11 protein-coding genes are annotated in these 13,112 nt (G+C 62.5%); 5 read left to right on the forward strand and 6 right to left on the reverse strand.

Annotated features, from left to right (window positions below; all coding sequences use genetic code 11):
* Positions 1–5: 5 nt before the first annotated feature.
* Positions 6–674 (reverse strand): phosphoribosylglycinamide formyltransferase, encoded by a 669-nt coding sequence (gene purN, locus LAC81_RS04595; RefSeq protein WP_223726903.1) that lies wholly within the window; start codon positions 672–674, stop codon positions 6–8.
* A complete protein-coding gene (purM, locus tag LAC81_RS04600; RefSeq protein WP_223726904.1) occupies positions 671–1,741 on the reverse strand; it encodes a phosphoribosylformylglycinamidine cyclo-ligase in 1,071 nt (356 codons plus the stop codon). The genes purN and purM overlap by 4 nt, the downstream gene beginning before the upstream one ends.
* A gap of 369 nt (positions 1,742–2,110) precedes the next feature.
* Here purM and LAC81_RS04605 point away from each other — a divergent pair, with 369 nt between their 5' ends.
* From LAC81_RS04605 to ppx, 4 genes are all read left to right on the forward strand, one after another.
* Positions 2,111–3,232 carry an AI-2E family transporter gene (locus LAC81_RS04605; RefSeq protein ID WP_223726905.1) on the forward strand — a complete coding sequence of 374 codons (1,122 nt, stop codon included), beginning with the start codon at positions 2,111–2,113 and terminating at the stop codon, positions 3,230–3,232.
* 26 nt (positions 3,233–3,258) lie between these two features.
* On the forward strand, positions 3,259–3,948 hold the full coding sequence (gene hdaA / locus LAC81_RS04610) for a DnaA regulatory inactivator HdaA (protein ID WP_223726906.1): 690 nt from the start codon (positions 3,259–3,261) through the stop codon (positions 3,946–3,948).
* A 64-nt stretch (positions 3,949–4,012) separates the two neighbouring features.
* The gene (locus LAC81_RS04615) at positions 4,013–6,199 is read left to right on the forward strand and encodes an RNA degradosome polyphosphate kinase (protein WP_223727763.1); all 2,187 of its coding nucleotides are present in this window, start codon (positions 4,013–4,015) and stop codon (positions 6,197–6,199) included.
* An 11-nt stretch (positions 6,200–6,210) separates the two neighbouring features.
* Positions 6,211–7,734, forward strand: coding sequence for an exopolyphosphatase (gene ppx / locus LAC81_RS04620; RefSeq protein ID WP_223726907.1), 1,524 nt, complete (start codon positions 6,211–6,213; stop codon positions 7,732–7,734).
* 65 nt (positions 7,735–7,799) lie between these two features.
* On the opposite strand, the gene LAC81_RS04625 is transcribed toward ppx, so the two are convergent.
* Together LAC81_RS04625 and LAC81_RS04630 are read right to left on the reverse strand one after the other, a co-directional pair.
* Positions 7,800–9,158, reverse strand: a complete 1,359-nt coding sequence (locus LAC81_RS04625; RefSeq protein WP_223726908.1) for an esterase-like activity of phytase family protein — start codon at positions 9,156–9,158, stop codon at positions 7,800–7,802.
* Positions 9,159–9,368: 210 nt separating this feature from the next.
* Positions 9,369–10,265 (reverse strand): AraC family transcriptional regulator, encoded by an 897-nt coding sequence (locus LAC81_RS04630; RefSeq protein ID WP_223726909.1) that lies wholly within the window; start codon positions 10,263–10,265, stop codon positions 9,369–9,371.
* Here LAC81_RS04630 and LAC81_RS04635 point away from each other — a divergent pair.
* Positions 10,264–10,671: a DUF2000 family protein gene (locus LAC81_RS04635; protein WP_223726910.1), complete on the forward strand. Its 408-nt coding sequence runs from the start codon at positions 10,264–10,266 to the stop codon at positions 10,669–10,671. The genes LAC81_RS04630 and LAC81_RS04635 overlap by 2 nt on opposite strands.
* A gap of 21 nt (positions 10,672–10,692) precedes the next feature.
* Here LAC81_RS04635 and LAC81_RS04640 read toward each other — a convergent pair whose 3' ends face one another.
* Both LAC81_RS04640 and rnd read right to left on the reverse strand, forming a co-directional pair.
* Positions 10,693–11,742 carry an adenylate/guanylate cyclase domain-containing protein gene (locus LAC81_RS04640; RefSeq protein ID WP_223727764.1) on the reverse strand — a complete coding sequence of 350 codons (1,050 nt, stop codon included), beginning with the start codon at positions 11,740–11,742 and terminating at the stop codon, positions 10,693–10,695.
* Positions 11,743–11,907: 165 nt separating this feature from the next.
* The gene (gene rnd, locus LAC81_RS04645; RefSeq protein ID WP_223726911.1) at positions 11,908–13,059 is read right to left on the reverse strand and encodes a ribonuclease D; all 1,152 of its coding nucleotides are present in this window, start codon (positions 13,057–13,059) and stop codon (positions 11,908–11,910) included.
* Between the last annotated feature and the right edge of the window lie 53 nt (positions 13,060–13,112).

A 13,112-nucleotide genomic window follows, 5' to 3' on the forward strand; every position in this document is an offset into this window, starting at 1 on the left:
TTTAGTCAGGCCGCCGGTGAGATCAGCGTGGCGTTCGCTTCGGCGGCGCTCTGGCTCACCGCGCGGCCGCCTTCCATGCGCACCTTGCCCTCGGCCATCAGCCGAAGCGCCATCGGATAGGTGCGGTGCTCGACGGTCAGCACCCGCGTTGCGAGGCTTTCCGATGTGTCGCCGGGTAAAACCGGAACCACCGCCTGCGCCAGGATCGGGCCTTCGTCCATCCCTTCGGTGACGAAATGCACCGTGCAGCCGGCAACTTTCATGCCGGCGTCGATGGCGCGCTGATGGGTGTGCAGGCCGGGGAAAAGCGGCAGCAGCGAGGGATGGATGTTGAGGATCCGTCCTTCATGGCGCTGGATAAAGGTTGCCGACAGTAGCCGCATGTATCCGGCCAGGCAGATGATGTCGGGCGACAGGCGGTCGAGCTCGGCAAGGATTGCTGCCTCGTGGGCGTCCTTGCTGTCGAAATCCTTGCGCAGGAAGCTGCGTGTCGGAATGCCCAGTGCCGCCGCCTTGTCGAGGCCGCCGGCATCTGCCTTGTCGGCGATAACCGCGACGATTTCGGCCGGGAAGCCCGGCTCGGCTGCCGCTTTCGCCAGCGCCAGCATGTTGGAGCCGCCGCCCGAAATGAAGACGACGACCCGCTTCTTGCCCGTCGAGACCTCAGTCGTCATAGAGCGAGGTTGCCCTTGTAGATCGTGCCGGCGGCACCTTCGTCGCGAGCGACCATGCGGCCGAGCGTAAAGACGGTTTCGCCCTCGCCGGTCAGCACAGAAGCGACCTCTGCAGCCTTGTCGGCCGGAACGACGGCGATCATGCCGACGCCGCAATTGAAGGTGCGCAGCATTTCATTGGCGGCAACGCCACCGGTCTGGGCGAGCCAGGAGAAGACCTTCGGCGCCTTGATCGCGTCGAGGTCGATCTCGGCAGCGAGATGCTTCGGCAGCACGCGCGGAATGTTTTCGGGGAAGCCGCCGCCGGTGATGTGGGCGAGCGCCTTGATCGCGCCGGTTTCGCGGATCGCCTTCAGGAGCGGCTTCACATAGATGCGCGTCGGCGTCATCAGGAGATCGGCAAGCGTGCCTTCTCCGAACGGGGCAGGGGCATCCCAGGCAAGGCCCGAGAGCGCGACGATCTTGCGCACCAGCGAATAGCCGTTGGAGTGGACGCCCGACGAGGCGAGGCCGAGGATGGCGTCGCCTTCGGAGATGTCGCCGGCCGGCAGCAACTGGCCGCGTTCGGCAGCGCCGACAGCAAAGCCCGCGAGGTCATAATCGCCGCCCGAATACATGCCCGGCATTTCGGCGGTCTCGCCGCCGATCAGTGCACAGCCCGCCTCGCGGCAGCCGCTGGCAATGCCGGCGACGATGGCCGCACCCTGGTCCGGATCGAGCTTGCCGGTTGCGAAGTAGTCGAGGAAGAACAGCGGCTCGGCGCCCTGGACCACCAGGTCGTTGACGCACATGGCGACGAGGTCGATGCCGACGGTGTCATGCTTGTTGGCGTCGATCGCGATCTTGAGCTTGGTTCCGACGCCGTCATTGGCAGCAACCAGAACCGGGTCGGTGAAGCCTGCCGCCTTCAGGTCGAACAGGCCGCCGAAGCCGCCGATTTCGCCATCGGCGCCGGGGCGCCGCGTCGAGCGCACATGCGGCTTGATCTTCTCGACCATCAGGTTACCGGCGTCGATATCCACGCCCGCGTCGCTATAGGTGAGGCCGTTCTTTCCCGACTGGCTCATGCTCGTTCTCCAAGGCTCGTCGTGCGACAGGTATTTTGCGGATGCGATTGGCACGGCAGGCAAGGGAGTGCAAGCCGAGAGCATGCATTGGCGGCGTTTTTTCAACATTTTGCCCATATCCCACGGTAGAAACGAACAGCATGGCTCCAAACCGCGCGGTGCCGCCCGGTTGGACTTGACCGGCGCCCGCGCCGCCCCCTATCTCCTCTAAAGGGTTGTGATACGCGTTCGGCGCGTGCAGCGCGCGAGAGCGAGATGAGGAAGAGTGTGCGGTTCCCCGCCCGCATCCCGCTTTCGCTGATGAGAAACGACCGCGTTTATGATTTTGGGTCGATCCGACCCCAGATGATCGTGGTCTAAGGGAGTGTCATGGATATCAAGGTCAGTGGTTCCGGATTGCAGCGCCAGGTCATCTTCTGGATGCTGGTGCTTGGCGCCTTCATTGCCTTCCTCATGGTCTTCAGCTCTATCCTGCTGCCGTTCCTTGCCGGCATGGCGCTTGCCTATTTCCTCGATCCGGTGGCCGACCGTCTCGAGCGCCTCGGCCTCAGTCGCCTGATGGCGACGGTCGTCATCCTGATCGGTTTCGTCGTCGTCTTCGTGCTGGCGCTGATGATCATCATTCCCGTGGTCGTCAGCCAGGCTTCGGACTTCATTGCGAACATCCCCGGCTATGCGTCCAAGTTGCAGGTGCTCGTCAATGAAGCACAGACGCGGCTCATTCCCGATTGGCTGGCGAGCCAGATGCCGTCGATCAAGCAGAGTTCAGGCAAGCTGTTGGAGCAGGGGGCGGCCTTCGTCGGCACGCTCTTCCAGCAGATCTGGAACTCCGGCGTGGCACTGCTCGACGTCATTTCGCTGCTCGTCGTGACCCCCGTCGTCGCCTTCTACATCCTGCTCGACTGGGACCGGATGGTGGAGAAGGTCGACAGTTGGGTGCCGCGCGACTACGTCTCGGATGTGCGCCAGATCGCCCGCGACATGAACGCGACGATCGCCGGTTTCGTGCGCGGTCAGGGCTCGCTCTGCGTCATTCTCGGCCTCTATTACGGTATCGGCCTGTCTTTGGTCGGCCTCAATTTCGGCCTGCTGATCGGCCTCTTCGCCGGCATGATCAGCTTCATCCCCTATGTCGGCTCGATGGTCGGCCTCGTGCTTGCCGTTGGCGTCGCCCTGGTGCAGTTCTGGCCGGACTATCTCTGGATCGGCCTTGTGCTTGCCGTCTTCTTCAGCGGCCAGTTCATGGAGGGCAACATCCTCCAGCCGAAGCTGGTGGGCAAGAGCGTCGGCCTGCATCCGGTCTGGCTGATGTTTGCCCTGCTCGCCTTCGGCGCGCTCTTCGGCTTCGTTGGCCTGCTGGTGGCGGTGCCGGCGGCAGCGGCCATCGGCGTGCTTGTCCGCTTCGGCATCCAGCGGTACCTTGATAGCGATCTCTATCACGGGCACGGCAAGGCAGTGGAAAAGAAGGCGAAGAGCGACAAGGCCGCCTGATTTCCGACGATTGTCCCGAGTACAGCATGACAAAACGCCCATTTGAACAAATCCCCCTGGCCTTTGGCCACGACCCGGCGACGGGCCGTGAAGACCTGCTCGTCTCCGACAGACTGAGCGCGGCGATCGCGATCGTCGACCATTGGCCGGACTGGCCCTCGCCGGTGGTCATCATCGCCGGGCCGGTCGGCTCGGGCAAATCGCACCTTGCCAGTATCTGGAAGGAGCGGGCAGGAGCTGAGGTCATCCACCCGCTCGCCGGTTCCGATGCTGCCGTCATCGCGGCTGAACGGCCCGTTCTCTTCGAGGACGCCGACCGCAGCGGCTTTGACGACACGACGCTGTTCCACGTCATCAACAATGTGCGCCAGCATGGCACCGGTCTGCTGATGACGACCCGGCTCTGGCCGATGTCCTGGCCGGTGACCCTGCCGGATCTGCGTTCTCGCCTCAAGGCTGCGACCGTCGTCGAGATCGGCGAGCCGGATGACGAGTTGCTGACGCAAGTTCTGATCAAGCTCTTCGCCGACCGTCAGCTCTTCGTCGACGAGCGGCTCGTGGGTTACATCGTTCAGCGCATGGAACGGTCGCTCGAGGCAGCGCAGACGATCGTCGAACGCATCGACCATCTGGCGCTTTCCCGTGGCACCAAGCTCAGCCGGGTGCTCGCTTCGGAAGTTCTCGAAGAACTGGGGAATCAGCGGCGTTCCGATTGACTGTCACAGAACCGTCGTCAAACTGAGATAGCCGGTGCAACCGGAGCAATGGGATCGGATGAGCATGGACAACGCGGTAACGGCGGTGAACGAAAACCAGGCAGCGGTGGAGGATGTCGATCTGCTGGCCAGCCCGCAGCGCTTCATCAACCGCGAGTTTTCCTGGCTGCAGTTCAATCGTCGGGTGCTTGAAGAGACGCTGAACACCGCACATCCGCTGTTGGAGCGCATCCGCTTTCTGTCGATCTCCGCCGCCAATCTCGACGAGTTCTTCATGGTGCGCGTCGCAGGTCTGGAAGGCCAGGTGCGCCAGGGACTTTCCATGCGTTCGCCCGACGGCAAGACTCCGGTCGAGCAGCTCGAAGACATCCTCAAGGAAATCGACAATCTGCAGATGGAGCAGCAGGCCTCGCTCGCCGTCCTGCAGCAGTATCTCGCCAAGGAAGATATCCTGATCGTGCGCCCGGCATCACTGTCGGCGCAGGACAGGAGCTGGCTTGCCAACGAGTTCGACCAGTCGATCTTCCCGGTGCTGACGCCGCTCTCGATCGACCCGGCCCATCCGTTCCCGTTCATTCCGAACCTCGGCTTCTCGATGGGCCTGCAGCTCGTCAGCAAGACCGGCCGCGAGCCGATGACCGCGCTCTTGCGCCTGCCGGTCGCACTCGATCGCTTCATCCGGCTGCCCGACGTCAAGAACGTCATCCGCTACATCACGCTTGAAGACGTCGTCAGCCAATTCATCGACAGGCTGTTTCCCGGCTACGAGGTCAAGGGTTCCGGTACGTTCCGCATCATCCGCGACAGCGATATCGAGGTAGAGGAAGAAGCCGAAGACCTGGTGCGCTTCTTCGAAACGGCGCTGAAGCGCCGTCGCCGCGGCTCGGTGATCCGCATCGAGACGGATTCGGAGATGCCGGCGTCACTGCGCCAGTTCGTCGTGCAGGAACTTGGCGTTCCGGAAAACCGCATTGCCGTTCTGCCGGGGCTCCTAGCGCTCAACACGCTCTCGGAGATCACCAAGGCACCGCGCGACGACCTGCGCTTCGAACCCTACAATCCGCGTTTTCCCGAGCGCGTGCGCGAACATGCCGGCGATTGCCTGGCGGCGATCCGCGAAAAGGACATGGTGGTCCATCACCCCTATGAATCTTTCGACGTCGTCGTTCAGTTCCTGCTGCAGGCGGCGCGCGACCCGGACGTCGTCGCCATCAAGCAGACGCTCTACCGCACTTCCAACGACAGCCCGATCGTGCGTGCGCTGATCGACGCGGCCGAGGCCGGCAAGTCGGTGACGGCCCTGGTCGAACTCAAGGCCCGTTTCGACGAAGAAGCCAACATCCGCTGGGCGCGCGACCTCGAACGCGCCGGCGTGCAGGTCGTCTTCGGCTTCATCGAACTGAAGACCCATGCCAAGATGTCGATGGTGGTCCGGCGCGAAGAGGGCAAGCTCAGAACCTACTGCCACCTCGGCACCGGCAACTACCATCCGGTAACGGCGAAGATCTACACCGACCTGTCGTTCTTCACCTGCAACCCGGTGATCGCCCACGACATGGCGAACATCTTCAATTTCATCACGGGCTATGGCGAGCCGGAAGCGGGCATGAAGCTCGCCGTCTCGCCGCACACCCTGCGCCCGCGTATCCTCAGGCACGTCGACGAAGAGATCCAGCATGCCAAGGCCGGCCGCCCGGCAGCGATCTGGATGAAGATGAATTCGCTCGTTGATCCGGAAATCATCGACGCGCTCTACAAGGCGAGCCGCGCCGGCGTCGAGATCGATCTCGTGGTGCGCGGCATCTGCTGCCTGCGTCCGCAAGTCCCGGGTCTGTCCGACAATATTCGAGTCAAGTCCATTGTCGGCCGTTTCCTCGAACATTCCCGCATATTCTGCTTCGGCAACGGCCATGGGCTTCCATCGGAAAATGCCCTTGTCTATATCGGCTCGGCGGATATGATGCCGCGCAATCTGGACCGGCGGGTCGAGACGCTCGTGCCTCTCATCAACCGGACTGTGCACGAACAGGTTCTGTCGCAGATCATGCTGGGCAATCTCATCGACAACCAGCAGAGCTACGAAATTCTTCCTGATGGCACGTCTCGCCGGATGGAAGTCGGCAAGGACGCCGAGCCTTTCAACGCACAGCACTATTTCATGACCAATCCCAGCCTCTCCGGCCGGGGTGAGGCCCTGAAGTCCAGCGCACCGAAGCTCATAGCCGGCTGGAAGAGCGGCTGGCACAAATAAACTGGAATTGCATGGTCGAGTCTGAAGCGCAGGGGCGTCTGCCCGGCATCCGCCCGGTTTCTGTTATCGATATCGGTTCGAACTCCATCCGCCTTGTCGTCTATGAAGGCCTGAGCCGCTCGCCGGCCATGCTGTTCAACGAAAAGGTGATGTGCGGTCTCGGCAAAGGCATCGATGCCACCGGACGAATGGACGAAGAAAGCGTCGAGCGCGCGCTGAAGGCGCTGCATCGCTTCCACGCGCTCTCCAAGCAGGCGCGTGCGACGTCGATGTATGTGCTGGCGACGGCCGCCGCACGTGAGGCGAGCAACGGCCCGGCCTTCATCGAGAAGGCGGAGGCGATCCTCGGTCACAAGGTCCGCATCCTCACCGGCGAGGAGGAGGCCTATTACTCCGCGATGGGCATCGTCAGCGGCTATCACGATCCAGATGGCGTCGTTGGCGACCTTGGCGGCGGCTCCCTGGAACTCGTCGACGTCTCCGGCACGAAGATCGGCAAGGGCATCACCCTGCCGCTTGGCGGCATTCGTCTGTTCGAACACAGCAACGGCTCGTTGACGAAAGCGCGTACCTGGGTGCGCAAGTTCATGAAGAATTCGGCGGTGCTGAAGACTGGCGCCGGGCGTACCTTCTATGCCGTCGGTGGCACCTGGCGCTCGATCGCCAAGCTGCACATGGAGATCCGCGATTATCCGCTGCACATGATGCAGGGCTACGAGATTTCCTATGACGAGGCGATGGCGCTGCTGCCGGAAGTGATCGAGCCGAAGAACATCAAACCCTCGGCCTATTCGACGATCTCGAAGAGCCGCCGCAGCCTTCTGCCCTTTGGCGCGATCGCCATGCAGGAAGCGCTCTCGATCATGAAGCCAGAGCGGATTTCCTTCTCGGCGCTCGGCGTGCGCGAAGGCTACCTGTTCTCGTTGCTGAAGGACGAGGAACGCGCCCAGGATCCGTTGCTGACGGCGGCGAACGAGATTGCCATCCTGCGCGCCCGCTCGCCCGAGCACGCCCGTGAGCTGGCCGACTGGACCGGCCGCATGGTGCCGTTCTTCGGGATCGAGGAGACGGAAGAGGAAAGCCGGTATCGCCAGGCCGCCTGCCTGCTCGCCGATATCAGCTGGCGCGCGCATCCGGATTATCGCGGCCTGCAGGCCCTGAACATCATCGCCCACTCGACCTTCTCAGGAATCACCCACGCCGGCCGCGCCTATATCGCGCTTTCCAACTACTACCGCTTCGAAGGGCTGAACGATGACGGCACCACGAACGCGCTTGCCGGGATCACCACGCCGCGCCTGCTGGAGCTGGCGAAGCTGCTCGGCGGCCTCTTGCGTGTCGCCTATCTCTTCTCGGCATCGATGCCCGGCGTTGCGCGGAACCTGACGTTCCGAAAATCGTCTCTGCCGGACGTGGATCTGGAAATCGTGGTTCCGGCCGCCTACTCAGAGTTCTCCGGCGAACGACTGGATGGGCGCCTGCAACAGCTTGGCAAGCTCACCGGCAAGCGGCTCGCTTTCCACTTCGAAAGCTGAGCTGAAGAAAATCCCGGATCAAGCGGGCAGGGCGCGTGAACTTCGGCTCGCGCGCCCTTTTTTGATTATTCGGCCTTCAGGAAATCGCCGACTTCGAGCAGTACGAACTCGTTGTCGTCGGCCTTGTCGAGCGAGCGACCGGCCGAGAACGGCAGGTTGTTGTCGTTGCCGACGATGATGTGGGTCTCATCGACGCGGTCGACGTTCTCGATCGTGACGAAGGGCATGTCGTAGAAGCCGTCGCCGCCGCCCTGGCGCTTCCTGTTGTCCGGGTCGGCGATCTTCAAGAGGTCGATGTAGCCGATCTTGCGTACGGCCTTGCCGACATTGCTGTCGTCGAAGGCGATCTTGTAGATGCGCTTGACCTTGGAGCCCGTTGCGAAGCAGTCCGGCTTCGGGTCCTTCGGATCGGCGCAGGCCTTGTCGACCGTCCCGGCACCATTGTCGCGCTCGATCACCAGCGCGGTCTTGTCGTCGAGCATGTTGAAGTCGCCGATGGCCTCACCACCTTCCGCCAGGGGATAGAGCCAGCTGCGGCCGGTCCAGGCCTTGGTTGCGACATCGAGTTCGATGATGCGCAGCGCCGGGCGGCCATCGGCCTGCTCGACCGTTTCACTGTCCGTCCAGATCGGGCCTTCGAGCAGGCCGTAGAGCTTGCTGCCGTCGTTGGAAAGCGCCATGCCTTCATAGCCGCCGGAACGCTTCAGGTTGAAAGCGGGCGTCTTCTTCGATGGATCGCCCTGCAGCGTCAGCGTCGGATTATCGGGCGAAAGCACCGGCTTGCCGTCGACCGTGGTCGCGATCACGTCCGTCAGCTTACCGTCGAGGTCGAACTTGAGGACGTAGGGGCCGAATTCTTCGCCAACCCAGAAGCCGTCGGCGACCGGCTGGATCGATTCGACGTCGAAGTCAGCACCAGTGAGATAACGCTTGTCGGAACCTTCCATGACGATCGGGAAGGGCGCCTTCTTGTCCGGGTCGGTCAGGAAGAGCGTCTTCAGTGCTTCGACCTTGCCGCCATCCCAGTCCATCTTCACGTGATGCAGCATCAGCATGGCGTCGCTGGAGTTCAGCTTGCTGCCGAAGCCGTTGTCGGAGAGGCTCCAGAACGTACCGTCTTCCATCGCCTTGATGCCGGAGAAGCCCTGCATCGGCTGGCCGTCGAAGGGAAGCGACAGGCCGGTAGGGCGAACGCCATCCTTACCGGGAACGGTACCGAGCGCTTCGGCGCGCTTGCGGTCCGCGTTGGTGAATTTGCCGGAGGTCTTGAGATACTCGGGCGCGTCCGCAGGGGCGGCGATGATCGTGTTCGCCGGCAGGATTGCGTGACCCTTGAGGGTCGCGGTGAACGACTTTTCTTCGGCCGAGGCGGCCATCGTCATCAAAAGAGTAAGAGCCGCGGTGGCGAGAAGCGTTTTCGTCATGAAAGTCACCATGGGTTGGAGCCTTCTGCATGTCTTTCTCCTTGGATCGCTCTCGATCCAAGGAGAAAGACATGCAGCAAATTCGAAGTGCTACAGCGACCTTTGCGCGTCTTGAGACGCGCGGCGCTGCAGTCCCGCAACCCGATAGGCGGCTATGATGACGGTTGGGTGATGCTTGCTTTACAACCCGATGAAGCTTTGGTGACAGGCTCAGCCTGCAATGGTGAGGCTAGCCCAGCGTCCGGGCGTGATGCCGTAGGCGCGCTTGAAATGGCGGGTGAAATGCGCCTGATCGGCAAAGCCGGTTTCGAGCGCAGCACCTGCAAGACTTTCTCCGCGGGCGATCATCTGGCGGGCACGCTCCAGTCGGCGCATCAGGAGGTAGCGATGCGGGCTGGTGCCGAGAACACGGCGGAATTGCCGGGCCAGCGTAAAGCGATCGAGCCCGCTGACCGTCTCGAGTTCCTGAGAGCCGACCGGACGTTCGAGGTTGGCGCGAAGGAATTCGGTTGCCTCGAGAACGGCCTGCTTGTCGGCCTTTCCAGGCTTGATGTCCCTGGCGCCGGCGTGGCGGTAAAGGCCCTCTGCGATCCGCACGAGTATGTCGTAGAGCGCCAGTTCGTCGATACCGTTGTCGAGATCCATCACGGCTTCTCCGACCGCCTGCCGCAGGGCCTCGTCACCCACGACCGGTGCTGCGACGAAGGGCAGGGTACGGTCCGTTTCGCCGAGTGCTGCGAGCAGCCGTTCCGGTTGCAGATACATCATCCGGTAGCGCAACCCGATCTCCGTTCCGGCGCCGCCATCATGGACCTCGTCCGGATGGAGGATGATGATGCTCCCGGGATTGCTGAAGCGGCTTTCGCCGCGGTACTGGAACGTCTGAACACCGCCCAGCGTCACGCCGATCGCATAGGTGTCGTGGCGGTGCGGCTCGAAGAATTTTCCGTGCAGGCGCGCCTCGATGCGTTCGATGCCATCGACGGCAGGTGCGACCCGGATGCCGTCGCCAGGCGCACCGCACAATCGTTCAAGATTGATCGCGGCATCACCCGATAATGCGTCTTCCGGCACACCCTGTCGGGCTGAAAAGGAGATGACCGTCATGTTCGATACCAAATTTGCAATCGTCTTGCGCGAGGACCTGGCAACCTGGCAGAAGCTGAACGTCACCGCCTTCCTCGCCACCGGGATTGCCGGGCAGAAGCCCGATATCATCGGTGAAGATTATCGCGACGGCGCCGGCAACGTCTACAATGCCTTGAGCATTCAGCCGATCATTGTACTGGCTGCAGATGGGAAGACGCTCGGCAACATTCAACGGCGCGCGATCGAGCGAGACGTGCGCGCATCGATCTATGTCGATGGCATGTTCGCCACCGGGCACGACAACGCCAATCGAGCGATCTTCGCCGCGACCCGCCCGGATGATGCCGCGGTCGCCGGCATCGCCATCCATGCGGACAAGAAGCTGGTCGACAAGATTACCAAGGGCGCAAAACTGCACGGCTGAAGGGCTGCAGGTCGACGACGGTTATTCCGCCGCGCTGGGCGCAAGAGCAGGCGCCGCGCTACCGACACGCAGCGCAAGCACCCCGAGCTTCTGGCCGCGCCCCTTGACCGCGTGCTCGCCGAGATCCTCGACCCTGACATAGTGCGGCAAGCGCATTTTGCGGGCCAGGTCGGTAGAGATCAGCACCTGATGACCGAGCGTCTTGCAGAAGCCTTCCAGCCGGGCGGTGGTGTTCACCGTGTCGCCGAAATAGGTAATCTTGTGCCTGTCGAGGCCGATTTCGGCAGCGACGATGGTGCCGCCGTGGAGGGCTGCGCGCAGGCGTGGGACCTCGCCGAACTCCTTCTGCCAGCGGTGTGCGTCCGCGTCGATGGTTTCCAGAATATCGAAGACGCAATGGATGCAGGCAGCGTTGTTGGTGGCGCGGTCGAAGGGCCAGGTGATGACGGCGGCGTCGCCCACATAATCGTCGATCGACCCGCGATAACGCAGCACCGGGTCGGCAATCGTTGCGAACAGCTTGCCGAGATATTCCTGCATGCGAAGGTCGCCGTACCGTTCGGCAAAGGAGGTCGAGCCGGCAAGATCGATGAACAGAAAGACCCGTTCTTCCTGGATCGGTCTGCGGTAGCGCCCCGTCAGCAGGCTCAGGAACACGTCGCGCCCAAGCAGTTCGCGCACCCTCAGTATGAAGACGAGCGATCCTGAAATGCCGAGCGCGAAGAACAGGACCGTCTTGGACGGCATCATTGCCGCCATCCAGTTGTCCTCCATCACTCCGGTCGCCTGCATGATCAGCCCGGCGACGGCGTAGCCGACGTCGAGAAGCACGAAGTAGACCGCGAGCGAGGCGACGAAGAACACTGGGGTTGAGAAGGCGTGGATGCGTCGATTGAGGCGCCGGAAGATGACGCGCCGTTCAAAGGCGATGATCGGCAGGCACATGAACAGCGCATAGGTGGCACCGATCAGGGCGCCTTTTCCATAGAAGACCCATGCGTAGACCGCGCCTGCACCCGCGACGACGAGCAGCAGGAGAAGTCCTTCGAAAGTGGAGAAGCGCCAACGCATGCGGAAAGCCCCGGTACCGGAAGAAGCGGCATCCGTGTCAGTCGGCACGGTTGACCGCGCCGGCTCCACGCCTTGTCACCCCGTTTGAGACGGTGGTGATTCTGTTCCGCCGCGCTTTCAGCTAGAGCCGGATTCGGGCGGAAACTTGTCTCCGCCCGTGTGGGCTCAGTTCCCGAGCTCGACAGTCTCGATCTTCTTGTCGACGAAACGAAGGGCCACTTCGCCATTGATGAGCTTCAGCGCGGTTTCACCGAAGAGTTCTCGCCGCCAGCCCTTGAGCGCGCCGACATCGGCCTTGTCGCCCTCGGCGGCGATCTTGTCGAGATCGTCGCTGTTGGCGATGATCTTTGCGGCCACGCCCTGCTTTTCGGCGATCAGCTTCAAAAGCACCTTCAGCATTTCGCCGGCGGCAGCGGCGCCTTCCGGCGTGTGGCTTTGGCGCGGCAGTTTCGGCAAGTCGGCCTTCGGGATCGCAAGCGCCTCGTTAACCGCCTCGATGACCGCCGTTCCGGCGCCGGAGCGTTCCCAGCCCTTGGGGATGGTCCTGAGTCGCGCGAGCGCTTCCGCGTCCTTCGGTTGCTGCTGGGCGATTTCGTAGATGGCGTCGTCCTTGAGGATGCGTCCGCGCGGCACGTTGCGGGCGCGTGCCTCGCGTTCGCGCCAGGCGGCGACGGTCTTGAGGACCGCAAGTTCGATCGGCTTCTTGACGCGCATCTTCAGACGCTGCCAGGCATCGTCGGGATGCAGGTCGTAGGTGTCCCGCGCCTCGAGGATCGCCATCTCCTCCGTCAGCCACAGCGAACGCCCCTCGCGCTCCAGTTCGGCGGCGAGATACTTGTAGATGTCGCGCAGATGCGTGACGTCGGCGAGTGCGTAGTCGAGCTGCTTGTCGGTCAGCGGCCGGCGGCTCCAGTCGGTGAAGCGCGAGGACTTGTCGATCTGGGTGCCGGTGACGCGGTTGACGAGCTGATCATAGGAGACGCTGTCGCCGAAACCGCAAACCATGGCCGCGACCTGCGTGTCGAAGATCGGGTGCGGAATGAGGTTGCCGAGATGGAAGATGATCTCGATATCTTGGCGCGCTGCATGGAACACCTTGATGACCTCAGGATTGGCCATCAGCGCGAAGAATGGAGCGAGGTCGATGCCTTTGGCCATCGGGTCGACGATGACGGCAAGATCCGGGCTCGCCATCTGGATCAGGCAGAGCTCCGGCCAGAAGGTCGTCTCGCGCAGGAATTCGGTATCAATCGTAATATAATTTGAGCGGGCCAGCTGCTGGCAAGCGGCCTCAAGGTCTGCGGTTGTTTCAATCATCAGATTTAAATCACTGTGGCAAAAATGCGGCTTGGATTTTCGTGTAACCCTTC

Source organism: Ensifer adhaerens (assembly GCF_020035535.1).
GTDB lineage: Bacteria > Pseudomonadota > Alphaproteobacteria > Rhizobiales > Rhizobiaceae > Ensifer.

What these genes read in the sequence shown, in the direction of transcription:
- purN (WP_223726903.1), bottom strand. Translation starts at nt 674, where the DNA reads ATGACGACTGAGGTCTCGACGGGCAAGAAGCGGGTCGTCGTCTTCATT.
- purM (WP_223726904.1), bottom strand. Translation starts at nt 1,741, where the DNA reads ATGAGCCAGTCGGGAAAGAACGGCCTCACCTATAGCGACGCGGGCGTG.
- LAC81_RS04605 (WP_223726905.1), top strand. Translation starts at nt 2,111, where the DNA reads ATGGATATCAAGGTCAGTGGTTCCGGATTGCAGCGCCAGGTCATCTTC.
- hdaA (WP_223726906.1), top strand. Translation starts at nt 3,259, where the DNA reads ATGACAAAACGCCCATTTGAACAAATCCCCCTGGCCTTTGGCCACGAC.
- LAC81_RS04615 (WP_223727763.1), top strand. Translation starts at nt 4,013, where the DNA reads ATGGACAACGCGGTAACGGCGGTGAACGAAAACCAGGCAGCGGTGGAG.
- ppx (WP_223726907.1), top strand. Translation starts at nt 6,211, where the DNA reads ATGGTCGAGTCTGAAGCGCAGGGGCGTCTGCCCGGCATCCGCCCGGTT.
- LAC81_RS04625 (WP_223726908.1), bottom strand. Translation starts at nt 9,158, where the DNA reads ATGACGAAAACGCTTCTCGCCACCGCGGCTCTTACTCTTTTGATGACG.
- LAC81_RS04635 (WP_223726910.1), top strand. Translation starts at nt 10,264, where the DNA reads ATGTTCGATACCAAATTTGCAATCGTCTTGCGCGAGGACCTGGCAACC.
- LAC81_RS04630 (WP_223726909.1), bottom strand. Translation starts at nt 10,265, where the DNA reads ATGACGGTCATCTCCTTTTCAGCCCGACAGGGTGTGCCGGAAGACGCA.
- LAC81_RS04640 (WP_223727764.1), bottom strand. Translation starts at nt 11,742, where the DNA reads ATGCGTTGGCGCTTCTCCACTTTCGAAGGACTTCTCCTGCTGCTCGTC.
- rnd (WP_223726911.1), bottom strand. Translation starts at nt 13,059, where the DNA reads ATGATTGAAACAACCGCAGACCTTGAGGCCGCTTGCCAGCAGCTGGCC.